16 protein-coding genes and 4 tRNA genes are annotated in these 18,991 nt (G+C 47.3%); 10 read left to right on the top strand and 10 right to left on the bottom strand.

The features are described from left to right. Nucleotides 1-74 (bottom strand) — tRNA-Pro (locus WC764_02105). Between the two features lie 75 nt (nucleotides 75-149). On the opposite strand from WC764_02105, the gene WC764_02100 reads away from it, so the two are divergent. After that, entirely contained in the window at nucleotides 150-938 is a 789-nt protein-coding gene (locus WC764_02100) for an SIMPL domain-containing protein (protein MFA6006500.1), read from the top strand. A gap of 48 nt (nucleotides 939-986) precedes the next feature. Here the strand turns inward: WC764_02100 and WC764_02095 are convergent. Further along, nucleotides 987-1,057: transfer RNA gene (locus tag WC764_02095), tRNA-Pro, on the bottom strand. A 28-nt stretch (nucleotides 1,058-1,085) separates the two neighbouring features. On the opposite strand from WC764_02095, the gene WC764_02090 reads away from it, so the two are divergent. Next, nucleotides 1,086-1,487, top strand: coding sequence for a hypothetical protein (locus WC764_02090; protein ID MFA6006499.1), 402 nt, complete (start codon nucleotides 1,086-1,088; stop codon nucleotides 1,485-1,487). A 22-nt stretch (nucleotides 1,488-1,509) separates the two neighbouring features. Beyond that, nucleotides 1,510-3,609: an excinuclease ABC subunit UvrB gene (locus WC764_02085; GenBank protein MFA6006498.1), complete on the top strand. Its 2,100-nt coding sequence runs from the start codon at nucleotides 1,510-1,512 to the stop codon at nucleotides 3,607-3,609. On the opposite strand, the gene WC764_02080 is transcribed toward WC764_02085, so the two are convergent. After that, complete coding sequence (locus tag WC764_02080) at nucleotides 3,606-4,661, bottom strand: hypothetical protein (GenBank protein ID MFA6006497.1); 1,056 nt, start codon at nucleotides 4,659-4,661, stop codon at nucleotides 3,606-3,608. The two genes, WC764_02085 and WC764_02080, sit on opposite strands and share 4 nt — an antisense overlap. Before the next feature lie 765 nt (nucleotides 4,662-5,426). Between WC764_02080 and WC764_02075 the strand changes: the two genes are divergently transcribed. Beyond that, nucleotides 5,427-6,173: a helix-turn-helix domain-containing protein gene (locus tag WC764_02075; GenBank protein MFA6006496.1), complete on the top strand. Its 747-nt coding sequence runs from the start codon at nucleotides 5,427-5,429 to the stop codon at nucleotides 6,171-6,173. A gap of 80 nt (nucleotides 6,174-6,253) precedes the next feature. Here the strand turns inward: WC764_02075 and WC764_02070 are convergent, their stop codons facing one another. Then, on the bottom strand, nucleotides 6,254-6,490 hold the full coding sequence (locus tag WC764_02070; GenBank protein ID MFA6006495.1) for a hypothetical protein: 237 nt from the start codon (nucleotides 6,488-6,490) through the stop codon (nucleotides 6,254-6,256). A gap of 185 nt (nucleotides 6,491-6,675) precedes the next feature. Between WC764_02070 and uvrA the strand changes: the two genes are divergently transcribed. Further along, nucleotides 6,676-9,249 carry an excinuclease ABC subunit UvrA gene (uvrA, locus tag WC764_02065; protein MFA6006494.1) on the top strand — a complete coding sequence of 858 codons (2,574 nt, stop codon included), beginning with the start codon at nucleotides 6,676-6,678 and terminating at the stop codon, nucleotides 9,247-9,249. A gap of 53 nt (nucleotides 9,250-9,302) precedes the next feature. Here uvrA and WC764_02060 read toward each other — a convergent pair whose 3' ends face one another. Further along, nucleotides 9,303-9,500 (bottom strand): hypothetical protein, encoded by a 198-nt coding sequence (locus WC764_02060; protein ID MFA6006493.1) that lies wholly within the window; start codon nucleotides 9,498-9,500, stop codon nucleotides 9,303-9,305. Nucleotides 9,501-9,553: 53 nt separating this feature from the next. Here WC764_02060 and WC764_02055 point away from each other — a divergent pair, with 53 nt between their 5' ends. Both WC764_02055 and WC764_02050 read left to right on the top strand, forming a co-directional pair. Continuing rightward, on the top strand, nucleotides 9,554-10,798 hold the full coding sequence (locus WC764_02055; protein ID MFA6006492.1) for a UvrB/UvrC motif-containing protein: 1,245 nt from the start codon (nucleotides 9,554-9,556) through the stop codon (nucleotides 10,796-10,798). An 87-nt stretch (nucleotides 10,799-10,885) separates the two neighbouring features. Beyond that, a tRNA-Ala gene (locus WC764_02050) sits at nucleotides 10,886-10,956 on the top strand. An 11-nt stretch (nucleotides 10,957-10,967) separates the two neighbouring features. On the opposite strand, the gene WC764_02045 is transcribed toward WC764_02050, so the two are convergent. Both WC764_02045 and WC764_02040 read right to left on the bottom strand, forming a co-directional pair. Beyond that, a complete protein-coding gene (locus WC764_02045) occupies nucleotides 10,968-11,762 on the bottom strand; it encodes a hypothetical protein (GenBank protein ID MFA6006491.1) in 795 nt (264 codons plus the stop codon). Nucleotides 11,763-11,764: 2 nt separating this feature from the next. Next, nucleotides 11,765-12,463, bottom strand: a complete 699-nt coding sequence (locus tag WC764_02040; GenBank protein MFA6006490.1) for a hypothetical protein — start codon at nucleotides 12,461-12,463, stop codon at nucleotides 11,765-11,767. A 39-nt stretch (nucleotides 12,464-12,502) separates the two neighbouring features. On the opposite strand from WC764_02040, the gene WC764_02035 reads away from it, so the two are divergent. Further along, nucleotides 12,503-13,582, top strand: a complete 1,080-nt coding sequence (locus tag WC764_02035; protein ID MFA6006489.1) for a DNA recombination protein RmuC — start codon at nucleotides 12,503-12,505, stop codon at nucleotides 13,580-13,582. On the opposite strand, the gene WC764_02030 is transcribed toward WC764_02035, so the two are convergent. Further along, nucleotides 13,572-14,624, bottom strand: coding sequence for a trypsin-like peptidase domain-containing protein (locus WC764_02030; GenBank protein ID MFA6006488.1), 1,053 nt, complete (start codon nucleotides 14,622-14,624; stop codon nucleotides 13,572-13,574). The two genes, WC764_02035 and WC764_02030, sit on opposite strands and share 11 nt — an antisense overlap. A 27-nt stretch (nucleotides 14,625-14,651) precedes the next feature. Here WC764_02030 and WC764_02025 point away from each other — a divergent pair, with 27 nt between their 5' ends. Beyond that, nucleotides 14,652-15,974, top strand: coding sequence for a UDP-N-acetylglucosamine 1-carboxyvinyltransferase (locus tag WC764_02025; protein MFA6006487.1), 1,323 nt, complete (start codon nucleotides 14,652-14,654; stop codon nucleotides 15,972-15,974). Here the strand turns inward: WC764_02025 and WC764_02020 are convergent. Further along, nucleotides 15,975-16,045 (bottom strand) — tRNA-Gly (locus WC764_02020). Nucleotides 16,046-16,113: 68 nt separating this feature from the next. Here WC764_02020 and alr point away from each other — a divergent pair. Further along, nucleotides 16,114-17,289 carry an alanine racemase gene (gene alr, locus WC764_02015; GenBank protein MFA6006486.1) on the top strand — a complete coding sequence of 392 codons (1,176 nt, stop codon included), beginning with the start codon at nucleotides 16,114-16,116 and terminating at the stop codon, nucleotides 17,287-17,289. A gap of 3 nt (nucleotides 17,290-17,292) precedes the next feature. Here the strand turns inward: alr and WC764_02010 are convergent, their stop codons facing one another. Beyond that, a complete protein-coding gene (locus WC764_02010) occupies nucleotides 17,293-18,963 on the bottom strand; it encodes a hypothetical protein (protein ID MFA6006485.1) in 1,671 nt (556 codons plus the stop codon). Nucleotides 18,964-18,991 lie beyond the last annotated feature (28 nt).

Below are 18,991 nucleotides of genomic sequence, written 5' to 3'. Positions count from 1 at the left end.
TGGTCGGGCTGCCGGGAATCGAACCCGGTCTTTACGAACCCGAATCGCACGTACTACCGGTATACTACAGCCCGTAATATATCTTCAGAATACTATCATAAAACACTGCTTTGTGCTATATTCTTGGCATTAAGATTAACTATAATATTATGTCGAACAACATCAAAAATTGGTTTGGTATCTCCGCTATTGTCGCGGTACTGGCGCTTGCCTATGGGCTCGTCAGCTTCGCCGGGACATTCCGTTATATTGCGCCGGCGATGAATTCCGTCAGCGTGAGCGGCGAGGGTAAAGTGGTGGCCATACCCGATATTGCGCAGTTCTCATATTCTGTAATAAACGAAGGCGGTAAAGATATCGCCAAACTCCAGAAGGACAATACCGATAAAGGCAATAAGATAATCGCGTTCTTGAAGACCAATGATGTCGAGGCTAAGGATATCAAGACCGATTCGTATAATATCTCGCCGCGATACACGACCTATAATTGTTACCGCACTGTTGACAGTTCGGGCGCCGTCAAGCCCTGCCCACCTTCTGAAATTACCGGCTATACAGTATCGCAGTCAGTATCGGTTAAGGTGCGCGATTTCAGTAAGATCAGCGACCTACTCGGAGGCGTGGCTAATCTGGGCGCCAACAATGTTTCCGGTCTCTCCTTTACCGTAGAGGACCCCGATGCGCTTAAGACCGTTGCCCGTGATGAGGCCATCGAGAAAGCCCGCGTCAAAGCGCAGGCCATGGCTAAGGCCGGCGGATTCTCACTCGGCCGATTGCTTGGCGTGGATGAAGGCGGCGGCAGATCGTATTATGATTACGCGCCGATGATGAGCAAGGCGGAAGTTGGCTTTGGCGGTGCGTCTGCTCCGTCACCGACTATCGAGGCGGGTTCGCAGGACATCGTCGTGGACGTAACGTTACGCTACGAGATACGATAAATTAAAAACAAAAAACCGCTCAAATCATGAGCGGTTTTTTGTTTTCGTTCGGGCTGCCGGGAATCGAACCCGGTCTACATCCACCCCATGGACGCGTACTACCGGTATACTACAGCCCGCAAAAAGTATGCTACACTGTAACACATTATGAATGAAGAGGCGATATCACCGGAAATAGATAAGTCGGATTGGAATGAAAAAATAAGCAAGCTGAACAAGCGAGTTAATTGGCTGATGGGGTCGTTCGATGCAGATGAAGTAACGCCTATGATCGTGGAATTATGCGACAAGGCGATTGATTTTGTCGTGCAAAATTTACTAGGCGGGAGAAGTTTGCCGGATGAAGAATTGAGGAAAAAAGCCCTTTCCTACCTTGTGAATAACGTCGCCTCATATCACATAATAATAAAAAGCACTCCTGCAAAGAAAGACAGTATGGAAAAAGTCGAATTTATCGATTTGCCGGTACTAGACCTTGAAGGAGATTTAATACAGAAGGGAATTGACGAAATAAAGAGGAAACTCGAGGAAAAACACCCTTTAAAATAACTGTGTTATAATAGGCAAACGTATGCCTATTTTCGACCTTAAGTCCAAACATGCCCCGGCAGGCGACCAGCCTAAGGCCATAAATAAGCTTGTGGCTGGCTTAGACGCGGGTATGGCCAAGCAGACCTTGCTCGGCGTGACCGGTAGTGGCAAGACGTTCACAATGGCTAATGTTATCGCACAGGCGAGGAAGCCGACCTTGGTTATTGCGCACAATAAGACTCTCGCCGCTCAGCTCTGTAACGAATTTCGAGAATTATTCCCTAATAACGCCGTGCATTACTTTGTCTCCTATTACGACTACTACCAGCCCGAGGCTTATATGCCCATCACTGACACTTATATAGAGAAAGAAGCGATGATTAACGAGGAGATAGACCGTTTGCGTCACGCGGCGACGATGTCGTTACTTACGCGTAAAGATACGATAATAGTGGCGTCGGTATCATGCATCTACGGCCTCGGTGCGCCGGAGCGCTATCGCGAGAATATTTTATTCTTTAATGTTGGGTTAGCGATAGAGCGCGCAAGTTTAGTAAAAAAACTGATTAATCTCCAATTCAAGCGCACGACAGCAGACCTAACGCGCGGGACATTCCGCCTCCGTGGTGACCAATGGGAGATAATGCCGGCGAATGAGGAGGTTATTTATAACTTGCGCGTCCAGAACGGTTATATTTCTGAAATATTGGCGATTAACCCCGTGGAAGGCGTGACCAAATCAACACCGAGTGTTGATACTGTGGCTATAGCGCCGGCTAAGCATTTCATTACAGAAGGTGTTGACCGTGAGCGTGCGATTAAAGCTATACAGGCAGAACTCAAAACCCAGCTCGCAAAGTTTGAAAAAGAAGGGAAACTTCTCGAAGCAGAACGTATCGAACGTCGCACCAAGTTTGACCTCGCGATGATCCGTGAAGTGGGATATTGCAGTGGTATCGAGAATTATTCGATGCATCTGTCTGGTAGGCAACCAGGCGACTCACCTGACTCCTTACTCTCGTACTTTCCCCAAGTTGATGAGGTGAGTCCTCCGACGACCCAAGCCGCCAATCGGGCGGCAGGAGGAGGTCTCTCCTCGTCAACTTCACGAGGGAATGGCCTCGCTCCGTTTCCCGACTTCCTCACTATTATCGACGAGTCGCATATCACACTGCCCCAGATACGCGGGATGTACTTTGGCGATCAGGCGCGCAAAAAGACATTGATTGAGTACGGCTTCAGACTTCCTTCTGCCGCCGAGAATCGGCCTTTGCGCTATGAAGAATTTGAGGCGAAGATCGGCCAAGTGGTATATACCTCGGCTACGCCGGGCGAAGAAGAGCTGAAGGAAAGCGCGCAGGTCGCGGAACAAATTATTCGACCGACTGGGCTGGTTGACCCCGAAATTATTTTGTCTCCGGCGCGCGGACAAATCGAGGACTTAAAGAAAAGACTTGATCCGGTTATTCTGAAAAAAGAGAGAATAATGATAACGACCTTAACCAAGAAGATGGCGGAGGACTTGAGCGCCTACTTGGAAGAGAAGAAATATAAAGCGGCCTATCTGCATAGCGATGTAAAAACTTTTGATAGAATAAAAATACTTACAGAATTCCGGAAAGGGAAGTATGACGTGCTGGTGGGCGTAAACTTACTTCGCGAGGGTCTCGACCTGCCGGAAGTTTCTCTCGTCGCGATACTCGATGCCGACAAAGAAGGATTCTTGCGAAGCGAAACATCGCTCATTCAGACTATCGGCCGTGCGGCGCGCAATGTGTCGGGGCAAGTCATTCTCTACGGCGACATTATGACCGGCTCGATGCAGAAGGCGCTCGACGTGACCAACAAGCGCCGTACCTTACAGCTCGCATATAACAAAGAGCATGGCATCACGCCCAAGACTATTATCAAAGAGATAAAAGATATCTTGCCGGAAGAGGTTTTGAATCTGGAATTAAAGCCAGTACCAAAAACAACCAGAGCGTTAGAGAAATTAATTAAAGAAAAAGAAAGAGAGATGAAAGAAGCGGCCAAACAACTAGACTTTGAACTCGCCGCGCTCCTGCGCGATGAAGTAAAGACGCTCACGAAAGATCTGCATGAACTGGGGAAGGAGGCGGAGAAAGATAAAAAAGTTTAGCTGACTTCCTGCTGGTAACAAGATTCGCAATATACGATCTCGGGTTTATCAGGTGCATATGAAGTTTCAAATTCGTTAATACATCCCGGTTTCATGCATGACCGTTTCCAGAGTTTGAGCGGGACGGTTTTCTGTAATCGGGCAAAATGGCGGCAGTTGGGGCAGAGACGAGGAAGCGGTAACCCCATTTTACGATACAACTCTAATTCTGCCGGAATTATTCTAAATGCTGTGGCGCACATTTCGTTGCAGTCTTTGTCCTTGTGCGCACACATGATGACCTCTTTGATTATCGTATCCGGAACATCTTTGATATCGTTCGGCAGATCATTCGAACCTTTGGTTATCGCGTATTTCTTGGCATCGGATTCTTTCCACCGGTAACCTCTTGCCAAAACCTCGTCTTTTGAGAGTGGGTAATATTCTTGTGCGAGCGTTTCATTGTAGGCAAAAGGTGAAAGAGCGGTGGGGAAAAATTCGCCATATTCACCTGTGCTCTTCATATGCTCAATAATTTTCGGTACGAGCGCCTCGTAGTCTTCTTTCGAATACTGCTTATTGAGAATACAGTATTTCTTGTCGCGCAGCCCTGCGCATCCGAATAGGTCGGATGAGGTATAGCAAGCATCGGAATAGGACACATCGTGTATGCTGTACGTAATATTGGTGCAGAACTTGGAACGAGTAGCACCGTAGCCGATGTTCAAATTTTCATACACCATTTCGGCCTCGATGACAAATGATGAGTCATACGCGTCGGTGATATGATGGCCACGGTAGCAATACTTCACGTGCTCGCCGTCGGAGGCGATGTAAAAACTGTCCTTTACATTATGGGAATTAGAAATAGAATTGCCGGTACAGTCGTTACTCTTTAGTATCTTGGCAAACCTGTGTATGGATGACCGTTTCACCTTTTCAAATTCCTCAATGAGCGACAGCAGCATCGTGTAGCTATTCATCTGTATCTGCGCCATTTTCTCCCGGTAGTCTGCCTCGGAACATTGTTCATTACGGAACACGAAGCGGCGGTTACGCAGGTTACCCGACATGAAACAGTCCGAACAATTGCGCGAGTCAAAGAGAAAGTGAGAATTAACGCAATCGGATGAATCAGAGAGAAACGAATTCGAATTAACATTCGAGGAGTCTACGCATTCATACGCATGATTACCTTTTGAGACATGCAGGCAATCGCCACACCAGAAGCTTGCATCCATCCCTCGAGAATAGAATATGTCTTCACAGTTCAGCGTTGAGGTGCACAGGTAACAATTTTTGCAATTCCAAACATTGGTGGAATAGTCCGAGTTCACGTTGTTTTGTCCGAAAAGGTTCACCTTCGGAACTTGATTGTAAAGTTCCATGAACTGAGAAAAAAATGGTTTTGAAAAATCATAATCCCGACCATAGTCACTGCTATCCCACTTGTCCGACCACCAGCAATCTCGGCAATATACGGGAAAAGGATTTGTTTCCGAGTAAATCGCAACTACCGGCTTCTTGCAAATACCGCAAGGTCTGCGCGTCAATGACCGCTCGTTCCTCCAACTGAATCGCCGTATTATCCTGCACTCAGGGCAGAAAGTCGGTGCCGGGACCTGCATTTTTTCATAAAATGCAAAGTCTTCGGGTTCGATGGCAAAATTATTTTTGCAATTCTGACACTGTTTAGTTTCTTTATTCATACCGCTAGTATTATATATTATGTATATTATGTAAATAGCTGTAAACAATGATGCTTGAATATATACTTGTAAAATATAGCTATTATCGGTAATATTAAAAGTGTAGTAATATTTTGACACTATTAAACCATGACTTATCACGAACAAACCAGGGCATTGAAGAATCTAGGGTTGGGCGAGCAAGAGGCACAGGCCTATTTGGCCCTTCTTAAACTCGGTGCCTCGCAGGCGTCGGCGGTGGCCAAAGAGATCGGCCTAAGGCGCACGACAATCTACCCTATCTTGCAGGGATTAGCAGAAAAAGGTGTGGTTAATGTCTATTTTAAGAATGGGAAGCGAAATTATGCCGCCCAACGGCCGGAGTGGTTGGCGCGTGCTTTTTCCAGGAAGCTGAATCTATTCGAGACTCTTATTCCAACCTTGCCGACTCAGGAAAAAATTAAAACCGAGAAGCTGGGAATCAGATACCTGGAAGGGAAGAAGGAGATTACAGCTTTCTACGAATCACTTTTGGATGAATATGAGACAAAATCGAAAAAAGATCGCTGGTATCGGATTATTTCCTCGATGACATGGGAATCAATCGACCCAGATTTTTTTCTTAAGTTTCGTTATGAGCGCAGTGCGCGGGGAATCAGTACGAAATTGTTACTGACTGCCGACTCACGTAGCGGTGACCCTGCCGACCCGCAACTATTGCGCGAATCACGCTACCTGCCGGAAGGATATCAATTCCAAGATAGTTTGGACATCCATGATGATAAAGTGCTGGTTTTGAGCCATACAAATCCTGTAGCTATTATTATTGCTATTCCGGAAATAGTCACTGCCTTTAAGGTTATCTTCGACATTCTTTGGGGTCTTACTCCAGAATAGCAAGAAACGCGTAGCCCCCTGCCGACGACATACCTGGCTCTCTAGTTCAGGCTGTAATCGGACAGGGGGCTATTTTCAATTCATTCGCGCCGGGGGTTGAGTTGCTCGAAAATGAACCAAATCGGAATCCAGAGTGCGACACCAATGAGGCTGTCGCTTATCCGGAAAAATTGAGACAACTCGTCGTAGGCTCTCGCCAGATGGTCGCCCTGAAGCAGCGGTATCGCTGTCGCGGCAAGTGCGTATGCCACGATTGCCAGTGTGCCGCCGAGGGTGATGGCCGTCAGCGCACAAACTCCGGTTAGAGTTGCCCTCATCAGAACCGTCCTTTTTGGTCGAAAAACGTGAATGAATAGATCTGTAATTAGTTGATAGTACAAGCCAAGGACGCTTTAGTCAACGGTTATTGTGTGGTATACTGTCTGGCGTGAATATACCCCTAGGGATCTAAAACAGGGGCTGTTTTTAGTTAAAAAGTAGAAAGTTTTAAAGTTAAAAGTATATGCAAGACAAAATCATAATTAAAGGCGCGCGGGAGCATAATCTCAAGAATGTGAATTTAGAGATACCGCGTGGGAAGATGACCGTTTTTACCGGCCTTTCGGGCTCGGGTAAGTCTTCTCTCGCCTTCGACACCATATTTGCCGAGGGCCAGCGCCGATATATCGAGTCTCTTTCTGCTTATGCGCGGCAATTCTTGGGGAAATTAGATAAGCCGGACGTTGATGAGATAGATGGACTCTCGCCGTCTATTTCTATTGATCAGAAGAGCCATTCGCACAATCCACGTTCCACAGTGGCGACGACAACAGAAATTTACGACTATCTGCGCGTCTTGTTCGCACGTGCGGGTACGCCATTCTGCCCAACCTGTGGTCGGGAGATTAAAAAGCTTACAAACGAGCAAATCGTGGATGCGATTATCGAATTTTCTCATGTCCGAGGCGAGACCTCGGACAACTCAAAAACGCTCAAGCAACTCGTAAAAAATTCTTACGATTCGATAAAGATTATGGCTCCGGCGGTGCGCGGGCGCAAGGGGGAGTACTATCAGATGCTCTACGATTTCCTAAATGCTGGCTTTCGTGAGGTGCGCGTTGATGGCGAGTGGTATTCGCTTAAAGAACGGATTAATTTGTCTCGTTACAAAGCGCACACGATAGAGCTTGTGGTAGACGAAATCCCGACCATGAGTGATTTTAGTAATAAAGAAAACAGACTTAGATTATCTGAGGCGGTTGAGTCTGCTTTGAAATATGGAAATGAACTGGTAAACATAGTAACGGGAAAGACCGAGTTACTTTTGTCGTCAAAGTTCACCTGCCCGGAAGATAATTTTACTTTTCCCGAGATTGAGCCACGCCTCTTTTCTTTCAATAGTCCATACGGCGCTTGTGATGTCTGCCACGGTTTGGGGACCAAAGATGTTTGGAGCGATGAGGTGTGCCCCAAGTGTCACGGCAAGCGCCTGCGCGAAGAGGCACTGAATGTTTTGATAAAAGAAAAAAATATTGTGAGCATTTCTGAAATGTCTATTAATACGGCTTTTACTTTTTTCTCTGGCATGAAGGGTACGCAGATTACAGAAGTCCCGATAAAAGAAATCAAGAATAGACTTAAATTTATGATAGACGTCGGGTTGGAATATTTGACGCTCGATAGAAAATCCGGCAGTTTATCCGGTGGGGAAGCGCAGAGAATAAGACTTGCTTCACAAGTCGGCTCGCGATTAACCGGCACTTTATACGTGCTTGATGAGCCGACCATAGGTTTGCACCAGCGCGATAATGCGAAGCTTATTAAAACATTGCACGACCTGCGCGATCTTGGCAACACTATTATTGTTGTCGAGCATGACGAAGATACAATTTGGTCGTCTGACCATTTAGTCGACTTTGGCCCAGCGGCCGGCATCCACGGTGGGAGGATAATTGCCGAAGGCCCGATGCCAGACTTGATAGATGATAAAAAGCAAACTTCGCCCACACTTAAATATTTGCGCGGAGAGATGAAGATAGAAGTGCCCAAGCGCCGTGATATCAAACAAGGTCACGCATATTTAAAAATTAGAGGAGCCAAGGCGAATAATTTAAAGAATTTAAATGTAGACATACCGTTAAGACGTATCACGGCAGTGACTGGCGTCTCCGGCTCGGGCAAGTCATCGCTTGTATACGATGTGCTGTATAAAATGATGCGTTCGAAAGATCCATATCACGCGAGCGTCGCGAGCAGCTCCGACCGAAGCGTCGGAGTACAGCCATGTCATGAGCTCCTTGGTGCAGAATACGTCGACCGTGTTATCACTATCGACCAAGCGGCGATAGGCAGGACACCACGTTCTAACCCGGCCACCTATGTGGGTGCTTGGACATTCATTCGCGATATGTTTGCCTCAACAGAGGACGCTCGCGTGCGTGGGTACAAGCCGGGCCGGTTCTCATTTAATGTGCCCGGCGGACGCTGCGAAAACTGTGAAGGTCACGGGCTTATCGCCATCGAGATGCACTTCTTGCCTACGGTGTATGTAGAATGTGACGTTTGCCGAGGCAAGCGCTTCGATCGCGAAACATTGGAAGTAGAATATAAAAAGAAAAATATTTATCAGATACTCAAGATGACAATAGAAGAAGCGGAAAAGTTCTTCGATGATATCCCATGGTTGCACGATAAATTAAAAATCTTGAACGATGTTGGCCTCGGCTACCTCGAGCTCGGCCAGCCGGCTACGACCTTGTCCGGTGGGGAAGCGCAAAGGGTGAAGCTCTCGGCCGAACTTGGTAAGCGCGATACGACCAAGACTTTATACTTACTTGATGAGCCGACAACCGGTTTACACTTTGCCGATATCGAAAATTTGCTTAAAGTCTTGAACAGATTGGTAGACAGGGGTAACACCGTGGTAGTAATAGAACACAACCTGGATGTGATAAAGACTGCAGACTGGGTCATCGACCTTGGCCCAGAAGGCGGTATCAAAGGCGGGCATGTTATTGCCAAAGGCACGCCAGAAGACATTGCGAACGATTCGAAATCCGAAACCGGAAAATATTTAAAGAAACATTTGAAGAAGTAATAACAAGCGCGCCCGACCTTTTTGGGGTCGGGACGTGCTCAACAGGTATTCCGTCACCCCGTTTCTGTCCAGTATTCTAGGCAGAGAACGGACATGACAAACGGGAATGAAACGACATGTCCGTCTTCGGCCAGGCGAACATGAAGCTCTCTGGCCTTCTCCGATAGTTCCGGATTCGAGAGACGGGTGCTCCCGATATCCTTCCAGAGATGCTTGGCCTTGCCAATAATGACATCCTCCACGGATTTCACCTCCTTTCATTCGGCCTGTTGATCGGAACTAAAGATATGATACTGTAACAACGATGACTATACAAGAATTCAAGGATATTAAGTTGCCCGGAGAGCCGGGGGTGTACCTATTCAAACGAGGTGCCACGGTTTTGTACGTAGGCAAGGCGACATCTCTGCGCTCACGAGTGCGGAGTTATTTCTCATCCGACCTTGGTTACACGCGGGGTGCGCATATCGTGAATATGGTGGGCGAGGCGACGACTATCGGATATGTGAAGACAGATTCGGTACTTGAGGCGCTCATACTCGAGGCGCAGATGATAAAGAAATTACAGCCACCTTACAATACAAAAGATAAAGATGATAAAAGCTTTCTTTATGTGACGATTACAAGAGATCCGTTCCCAAGAATTTTACTCACGCGCGGTGCGGGCACCTACGGGCCATTCCCCGGTGCGCAAAGTTTGCGCGCGGCGTATGAATTAATTCGCAAATTATTTCCTTTTAATACGCACAACCCCACCCCCGACCCCTCCCCGAAGGAGAGGGGAGTATTGCGTCCATGTTTTGATTATGAATTGGGCGTATGTCCTGGTACTTGTATTGGTAAAGTTACGCGCACGGAATACATGAAAACCGTCAGAAATATCAAACTTTTTTTTGAAGGTAAGAAACAGAAAGTTATTAAATTGCTCGAACGAGAAATGGCTGAATTTTCAAAAGCGCAGGATTTTGAAAAGGCGGGAGAGAAAAAACGACAGATTTTTTCGTTACAACACATCCACGATATTTCTTTGATTAAGACAGATATCGATACTTCTGATTTTAGAATAGAAGCGTATGACGTTGCACACTTATCGGGTAAAAACAGTGTGGGCGTCATGGTCGTCATTGAAAACGGAATAGCAAAAAAGTCTGGCTACAGAAAATTCAAAATAAAAAAGTTAGCCGAAGGCAGTGTGCCCGCCCGCCAGCGACTGAAGCTGCAGGCAATGTCGGGCGGGAACGACATTGCGAATTTGAAGGAGGTGCTCACGCGCAGGCTCGGTCATGACGAATGGCCACTACCGGATTTGATAGTCACCGACGGTGGTTATCCGCAAAAAAATACAGCTGAAGAAGTTTTAGAACAAAAAGGTTTTACTATTCCGGTTGTCAGCGTAGTAAAAGATGAACGCCATAAGCCGCGAGAAATATTGGGTGAGAAGAAAAATATACTAGGCAAGTCCGATGCAATTCTCCTCGCCAACAGCGAGTCACATCGTTTCGCCATTGCCTACCACAAACTTTTGCGAAAAAAGAAATTCCTGCCATAGCACACAGGGCAGTTTTCTGCGAGCCCCAGAAGACTGCCCTGTGTGCTTGAATACAGCCCAGTTTCACGGTATAGTACACGGACGCTAGGGCCTGTAGTAAAGTGGTATTACGCAGCATTCGCATTGCTGAGGCGGGGGTCCGATTCCCCCCAGGTCCACAAACGAAGTTCTAATGCAGGCTCTGCTCTGACAAGTGCTGGCTCAAAAGTTCCATGCTCGCTATGATTATCTCTGCCTCGTGAGTGTTCCATGTCTTCAGTAATATTTCTTTACCGATATCGTTCTTTTCTTTTTCTGCGTCGGCAGAACCAGTTTTTTTACATAAGTCCCAATAATTTCTGAATAGTCCACCTATATATCCCTCGAGCCCCCTCATCGTTTCGACTATCTTCGCGTAGTCTGCGTCTGTCAAATTACGAGTCATTATTTTAATCGGTTCCTTCGGTCCGACTTTGGTATTAAGTTTATAGATTGCCGGTTCGAAAGCGCATGAAAAGAAGATCGATTTGCCGTTGTTCTCTACCAATAATTTTTTATTATCATCGAGATCAACCGTAATTGTTTGTTTACCTGAAAGTTCGAAATCAAGTTTGTTGTTCCAGACTTTTTGTTTATCTTTTACATACGTTGCCAAATCCTCTGTCGGATCACCTTTGCCCGAGAGTGAAATGATATGTCTGACTGTATTAATGAAGCCTAGGTCTACGGGGAAGGTTATCAGGAAGTCTTCTACAAGTTTACGACAAGTTAACTCGAGCGACCGAGTCTCTTTTATATGAGCGACAATGTCTGTTTTATATTGTTTTTCGGTTTCGGAAAGTTCGTGGCCAAGGGTATTTATTTCCAGCGCCTGCAGCTCCTTCATATCGACGCCGATAATCATACTGATAAGGCTCTCTATCTGTTTCACATTTTTCTCGACGCTCTCTTGGTCGTGTGCCGATTCTGGAGATAGCTCGTTCATGTTTATTGCGCTACGCGTATCGTTCTGGTACTCGCGTTCAGTTCTTTTATTACCGATTGAACTTCCGGTCGGGAAACGTATTCTTTAGTATAAGTTCTGAATGGCTGACCGTTGTCGTATTGGTCGAAGAGGTGATATGTGAGATAGACAATATAACGTCCGTCCAAATAAGTTGCAGTCTGGTAAACGCCAGCACCAAGCTTATCTTGGCCAAGCTCGGCGGTGTAGGCTACGGAATTCTTTTCTAACTGATTATAGAAAGTGCGGAGAATGAAATTATCAGATTCGGAATCTGTTCGAGCGATAGAGATTATTTCTTTGGCAAGTTGCGTGTTCAGATATCTGTCGAAGGCAGTGAAGGCGTCTTGCGTCGAAGTGCCCTTGTCTATTACTTGTATGCTTAACTTGTCATCACGATACAAGCAACCATCCAAGTCTTTTCCTAGCGAGCCGATTGAAAATTCCGGCAAAGTAATGGCAATTCCGCAAAGTGTAACCTCGCTCGAGGAGGGAATTTCTACTTTTGTATCCGGTTGTGTTGGCGTGACGGTTTCTGTTACAACGGGTACGGGCGAAACACGGTTCGCATTTACCATGAGCCAATACGCCCAGCCGGTAAAGGCAAAAATGACAATGACCGAAAGTATAAAAAATAACTTTATGATAAGTATTTGGTGCGTCTCTAAATTTTGTTTCTTCATGCTGGATAGTATAGCGACTTGTGCTAGAATAGTCTATATATGGCATTGTACATATTGATCGGGATAGTCTTTCTCCTCCTCGGGTTTGCCGGGGCGTATTTCGTTATGAAGAAACGGACCGAGCCACAGCAGGATATGAACAGCATGCTGATGCTCCAACAACAGGTGGCGGAGCTTGCAAAAGTTATGGACGCGAAGCTGGGCGAGTCGTCGAAATGGATGAACGACTCCCTGCAGTTCCAAATGTCAGAATCGCAAAAGCTGATGCAGAATATTACCAGCCAAGTTACGCGACAGCTACTCGATGTACAGAAGGGTGTAACGGAATCAACAGAGCAGAGCAAAAAAGTTTTGACTATTACAGAAGCATTACAAAAGCTTGAGCGCGTGCTGACGCACCAGAAACAGCGCGGGAGTCTGGGTGAACGTTCCCTCGAGCTTATTCTGGAAAACGTGTTGCCGCCGGGCGTCTTCAAGCTCCAATATTCATTCCCGAACGGTGAAGCGGTGGATGCCGTGATAATTACTAAAGACGGAGTGATACCCATAGATGCTAAATTCTCATTGGATAATTATCAGAGACTCGTCGAAGAGCGCGACCCGATAAGACAAGAAGAGTTCGCCAAAGTATTTAAAGATGATTTGAAGAAAAGGATAGATGAGACGGCGAAATATATTCGCACAGATGAAGGCACGCTCCCGTTCGCCTTTATGTTCATCCCGGCCGAAGGGATTTATTATGACCTGATAGTGAATGAAGTCGGTGCGCTGAAAGTGAATACGCGGAGCCTGATAGATTACGCGACGAATGAGAAGAAAGTGATAATAGTCTCACCGACGACACTACTCGCGTATCTACAGACAGTATTGCTTGGCTACAGAGCATTCAAGATAGAAGAGGCGACGAAAGAGATTGGCAAGAATGTCCAGAACCTCGGCAAGCATCTGCAGGCCTTCGGAGAGTTCCATAACAAGCTCGGCGCATCGCTCTCGACCACTGTGAATCACTATAACTCTGCCACAAAAGAATTCGGCAAAATAGACAAAGATGTCTTGCGTATCACGGGCGAAGCCGTGGGCGTAGAACAAACTTTGCTCGAGAAGCCTTCTATTGAATAAGTATTGCGCGCTCGGTTGAGGCCGTACTCGTCTCGAAGTTTACGGCGGCGCTTATTGGACTTTGCGTTAAGAAAGCATCGAGCGACTGGCTGGTGTATTTAGTAATACTGCGGTTTATGTGAGCGAGAGTAATAGCACGTAGCTCGCGGATGTCCGTGGTTTTTGCTTCTGTTGCTGTCGTGATTAGGCCGATGAGTTTGCCTGTGAGCAAAGAGACTGCCGCGCCGCCCGATGACCCCGCTTGAGAGATGACCGTGCCGGAAACATCCAAGAGGTCGAGGTTATGGTCAGTATCGCCGTCGAAGTAATAACCCTGTTTAATATTGGACACGGCCGAACTCATTGATAAAGAATTCTTTATTATAAACGAGCCCACAAGTTCGCCCGGGTAACTCACGAGCAAAGCTGGATAATTATCGGCGAGGGAAGTGAACGTGTCGTCGATAGAGATAGAAGAGAATGAGGCGGGGAGCGGAGTGGTATTGGCGGAGTCGGTTATCGCGAGCAAAGCGTAATCATTCTCGCCCGTACCGGTGGCACCGGAAGTTTTCATCGTCGTCGGATTATTCTGTATCCACATCGGTGGCAAATACATAAGCTGGGCGTAATAGGCGGGCAAGGCCGGACTGCCGGTGCGGATAACGCAGGACATCGAATTTTGTGTGGGATAATCTTTTACCAAAAAATATTGCCCGATATGGGCGTTGGTCAAGATAACCCCGCGCGAATCGATGATAACACCGCTCCCGCTTATCGATTTGAAAGGACTATTGCTCTGATTCTCACAGAGAATATTCACTACAGCCTTGCGCACCGAAGTATTAAGCGTCTCGATATCCAGTTGCGCAAGCGGAGCCACCTTTGCCTCAGCGAGCTTAAGTTTCGCCAGTTCTGATCTAAGTATTTGGATTTTTAAAAGCAAGATCTTTATCTGTTTCTGTATCAGAACATTATTTGAGGCGTTGGAATTACTCGGCGAAGAGATAAAGATGAAAGTCGAAAACAGTATGAATAATATGATTAAAGCGCGGTTGCGAAACATATCTCACTAGTATATCATACATAACCTATGACGGCTTTTCCCGAATCATTGGATTTTAAGATAAAAGGAGGCAAGAAACTCTCGGGCTCGATTGCCACCAACTTTTCCAAAAACGGCTCGGTCGCATTGATTTGCGCCGCACTTTTAAATAAAAATAAGACGACGCTTAGCGGTATTTCGCGCATAGAAGAGGTCCAGCGATTAATCGAGATACTTGAGAGCATTGACGTCAAAGCGACGTGGAAGGCGCAGAACGTGCTCGAGATTGTCCCGCTGGCGGTGTTAAAGATGGACGGGCTGGATGCCGCCGCTGCCGCGCGTGTGCGCTCGGGCCTCATGCTTATCGGTGCGCTGGCGCATAGCGAGAAGTTCTTCAAACTCCCGCACGCCGGCGGTTGCAAAATGGGGAACAGAACAATCGCGGCGCATCGTTATGGCCTTGAGAACCTGGGCGTGAAGATTGTTACCAAGGCCGACCATTACGCCGTTACGACCAAGAGGCTTAAGGCCGGCGAGGTGGTGATGTACGAGGCGTCCGACACCGGCGCCATAAATGTGCTTTTGGCCGCCGCATTTGCCAAAGGTGTGACGACTATCCGCTTTGCCCCGCCGAATTATCAGGTGCAGGAGATCTGCTTCTTCTTGGAGAAGATGGGTGTGAAGATTGAAGGTATCGGTGCCACCACGCTTCGCGTGCACGGCATTACTGGATTCGACGCACCGCTCGAGTATCACAACAGCGAGGACCCGATAGAAGCAATGATGTTCATCTCGGCGGCTATTACGACGGGCTCCAAGCTCACTGTCACGCGAGCGCCAATAGATTTCCTTACCCTAGAACTCTTGAAACTCGAGAAGATGGGACTGAAATATAAAGTTTCGAAAAAGTATAAGTCCTATAACGGCCGTACCGAACTCGTCGATATCACGATATTACCTTCGAAATTAAAGGCACCGGCCGACAAGCTCCACGCCTTGCCGTATCCGGGCATCAACTCCGACAACCTGCCGTTCTTCGTACCTATCGCGACGCAAGCCACTGGCCAGACATTAATTCATGACTGGATGTGGGAGAACCGCGCTATCTATTTTACCGAGCTGAACAAGCTTGGCGCGTCGGTCACTCTTGCCGACCCGCATCGCGTCTTCGTGACCGGCCCAACAAAATTAAAAGCCGGCCAAGTGGTCTGCCCGCCGGCTCTGCGCCCCGCCGTCATTATTCTCATCGCCATGCTGGCCGCCGAAGGTACTTCTATATTAAGAAACGTCTATTCCATAAACAGAGGCTATGAAGAAATAGCGACAAGACTAAACGCCATCGGCGCCGATATTGAAGTGGTGAAGTCCTGATGCGGGCACCGGGAGTCGAACCCGGAACCTCAGTTTGGAAAACTGACATTTTACCGCTAAACTATGCCCGCGCAATATCAATCAAGACTGCATAGTATCAAATTTCGCGTTTCATGGCAAAAATGCTTATACTATTGGTATGAACTCAAACAAACCAACCGACGTGCGCACCTGGGTCGAGGTGGATACGTCTGCCATTCGGCATAACTACGATACGTTTCGTAAGCTTATCGACAACAAGGACTCACCTCTCCCGTCGCAGAGCTCCTCCTCGAGGAGAGACCTTGTTGGCAAAATTAAGCTTATGGCTGTCGCTAAATCTAACGCCTACGGACACGGGCTTTGGGAATATTCTAAATTAATGCAAGACCTTGGCGCGGATTGGATAGGCGTAGACTCTATCACCGAGGCGGTGCGCTTGCGCGAAGAAGGTATTACGCTACCGATCTTAATTCTCGGCTACACATTGCCGTCACGTATTACTGAAGCAATCGAGAATGATGTCAGTATCACCGTTTCGCATCTTGAGCATTTAGAAATTCTAAAAACTAAAAACTACAAACTAAAAACTCACCTTAAAATAGATACGGGGATGCACCGGCAGGGATTCTTGCCGGAAGAAATTCCGCAAGTTATTGCCTATTTAAAAAACGAAGTACCCAATGTTATTGTCGAGGGAGTTTATACGCACTTCCCGTTCGGCAGGCACAATGGCACGACAGAACAAGTAGATTTGGCACTGAAAATCTTTGCAGAAATTATTTCGCAATTTAAAAATGCCGGATTTACGCCCATAACACACGCGTCGGCATCCGGGCCGACTCTAACTTTTTCCGATGCACATCTCGATATGATCCGCAGCGGGATAAGCATGTACGGCCTCTGGTCTGATCCGACGGTGCGGGATGCAATCGGCACGAATATCACACTCAAGCCGGCGCTTTCGTGGCACACGATTATTTCAGAAATTAAAACGCTTAAAGACGGTGGCAGTGTAGGCTATGACCATACAGAGACAGTCCCGCCCGGTACCAAACTTGCCGTTTGCCCGATAGGTTATTGGCACGGCTATCCGCGAGCGCTGTCATCAAAAGCATTTGTGGCGATTAACGGCAAACGAGCGAAAGTAATTGGCCGAGTCTCGATGGATATAATATCGATAGACGTTACCAATATTCCTAATATTAAAATAGGAGACGAAGTAGAATTAATTGGCCAGACGATTACCGCTGACGAACTAGCCGAAAAAGCCGGCACGATAAATTACGAAATAATAACGCGCATCAACCCGCTCATCAAGCGAGTGTATAATTAAGTGCTACCTTGTATTGTTCCCAGCCCAGGCGACATCCAAGTGTGGTGCAGTGCCAGAATTTTCTAGATAAAAGATGTTGCCGTTTCCGTCATGATAGACCGGACCGTCAGAAGCGTTGTGGTCAAAGGTGAAACCGTTATCGGGGTTCTTAATATAACGCGCAAGATCGCTGTTGGTGTTATCCCCGCCGGTACTGAAGTCGGTCTTACCGCCGTTTGCATGAGTGAAGCCACTTGGTGTATTCGCGTCGTGCGTGCCGTTGGTGCCAGCGCTCATCTCCAGAGTGTTACCGGTATTCGCCTTATAGTCTGCGGCAAATTTATCGATACCATTCATGGTGTTGTCGGTTAGACCGCCAACTTGGACGCCGTTTTGCAATGTTACGCCCCGTGCGGCCAATTTGTCCGTGTTCCCTTGTTGATCTCCAGTCGCAGAAGTTGATGGTGCCTCGGTGCCGTTATCTCCACTACCTCCGCCACTGGCCACCCCGATTCCACTGCCTCCGTCGTCACAGCCACAGCGTTTAGTTTGCGGGTCCCAGATAGCATTACGCTTGGGCGGGCAGGCAGCGAATAAACAGGACAAAAGTTTGCCTCCGGGTTGTGCCAAGGTGAGTTCCAGATCGCAGAGTTTGCCGTCACGACCGCAATTTGGTACCGGAGTAGGGATAGGTGGGTCGCCAGCCATTTTAAAACCAGCATTGCACGTCGTCACGCCATCATATTGCCCGGGCGGGCCGGCAGGACCAGTATGCTTGTAACAACAAATGTCTTCATCTGACCAGTAATCATCACCACAATAGGCGCTACTGGTTCCGCCACCAGAACCGCTTTCACCACTTCCATCGCCGTCTCCGGAGTCGCCGTCGGGCTGGTCTGTCGATTGATTTATCCCGCGAGCGTCGGGGTTGAACATACAGTGCCAGTGATTGCCCTCGTCCATACACTCGATATTTTGGCCATTTGCGTCTTTTAGTTTGTATATTGTGCCGTTTGTTCCAGGCCGTGTGCTTATCTTGTTGTTTTCAATAAACGTATCGAGGCCCGTCCCTTTTCCAATATCGACGTTGTTTTCGGTATAGGTATTTTGTGTACCGTGAGTCTGGTGGCCGCCCTCGGTCCCGCCGGTAACGGTAAAGGATCCGGCTTGATTGTGAAAATACAACAGTCCGTCAACTGCCTGCTGTCCAAGCCCCGCCACGATTGTTTGTGGCGGTTGTGCATTGATAGAAATACCGCCACTGTTCAACGTATTTCGTACCTGTGTTTCGGACAAGGCGCTTGCAAAAGGCGCGTTTCCCGCGGGTGCGAGCGAGTTCATATAACGCGCGAGCGAGCCCAGCGGTTCAATCGCTAGAACATTTTTGGGTAATGAAGTTGGCTGTAGTGTGGAGGTCGACTTATCAGATAAAGAAATAGATTTTGAGAAGGTTTGAATAAATGGCGAGAATGCATCAAAAACATTCTGTTCGTTTTGATTTTGCCGGTTAGGCGTATTCCATGCCACACTCTGAAATTGCGACAATGCATTCTGTGTCGTATGTGGTGAAGCAGTAACAGATTCAGATTTTTGGGCCTCAAGCTGTTGTGGTGCGGAAGAAGCGGGTTGTATCGTGAACGCGGCCGCAACGCCGGTAATACCAACGAGTAAAGAAATAAATACGGTTCTAAACATAAACTTATTTTAGCATAAAAACAAAAAC

The organism is Candidatus Paceibacterota bacterium, from assembly GCA_041660505.1.
Taxonomy (GTDB): Bacteria; Patescibacteriota; Minisyncoccia; order Phycocordibacterales; family JACRKE01; genus JBAZWG01.
This window is presented reverse-complemented; position numbering and strand designations above follow the sequence as displayed.

Excerpts from the sequence above, each read along its gene's own strand:
- WC764_02090 (MFA6006499.1), top strand. The coding sequence starts at position 1,086 with ATGAATGAAGAGGCGATATCACCGGAAATAGATAAGTCGGATTGGAAT.
- WC764_02030 (MFA6006488.1), bottom strand. The coding sequence starts at position 14,624 with ATGTTTCGCAACCGCGCTTTAATCATATTATTCATACTGTTTTCGACT.
- WC764_02080 (MFA6006497.1), bottom strand. The coding sequence starts at position 4,661 with ATGTCGGGTAACCTGCGTAACCGCCGCTTCGTGTTCCGTAATGAACAA.
- WC764_02075 (MFA6006496.1), top strand. The coding sequence starts at position 5,427 with ATGACTTATCACGAACAAACCAGGGCATTGAAGAATCTAGGGTTGGGC.
- WC764_02070 (MFA6006495.1), bottom strand. The coding sequence starts at position 6,490 with ATGAGGGCAACTCTAACCGGAGTTTGTGCGCTGACGGCCATCACCCTC.
- WC764_02085 (MFA6006498.1), top strand. The coding sequence starts at position 1,510 with ATGCCTATTTTCGACCTTAAGTCCAAACATGCCCCGGCAGGCGACCAG.
- WC764_02025 (MFA6006487.1), top strand. The coding sequence starts at position 14,652 with ATGACGGCTTTTCCCGAATCATTGGATTTTAAGATAAAAGGAGGCAAG.
- WC764_02055 (MFA6006492.1), top strand. The coding sequence starts at position 9,554 with ATGACTATACAAGAATTCAAGGATATTAAGTTGCCCGGAGAGCCGGGG.
- WC764_02010 (MFA6006485.1), bottom strand. The coding sequence starts at position 18,963 with ATGTTTAGAACCGTATTTATTTCTTTACTCGTTGGTATTACCGGCGTT.
- WC764_02040 (MFA6006490.1), bottom strand. The coding sequence starts at position 12,463 with ATGAAGAAACAAAATTTAGAGACGCACCAAATACTTATCATAAAGTTA.
- WC764_02035 (MFA6006489.1), top strand. The coding sequence starts at position 12,503 with ATGGCATTGTACATATTGATCGGGATAGTCTTTCTCCTCCTCGGGTTT.
- alr (MFA6006486.1), top strand. The coding sequence starts at position 16,114 with ATGAACTCAAACAAACCAACCGACGTGCGCACCTGGGTCGAGGTGGAT.
- WC764_02100 (MFA6006500.1), top strand. The coding sequence starts at position 150 with ATGTCGAACAACATCAAAAATTGGTTTGGTATCTCCGCTATTGTCGCG.
- uvrA (MFA6006494.1), top strand. The coding sequence starts at position 6,676 with ATGCAAGACAAAATCATAATTAAAGGCGCGCGGGAGCATAATCTCAAG.
- WC764_02045 (MFA6006491.1), bottom strand. The coding sequence starts at position 11,762 with ATGAACGAGCTATCTCCAGAATCGGCACACGACCAAGAGAGCGTCGAG.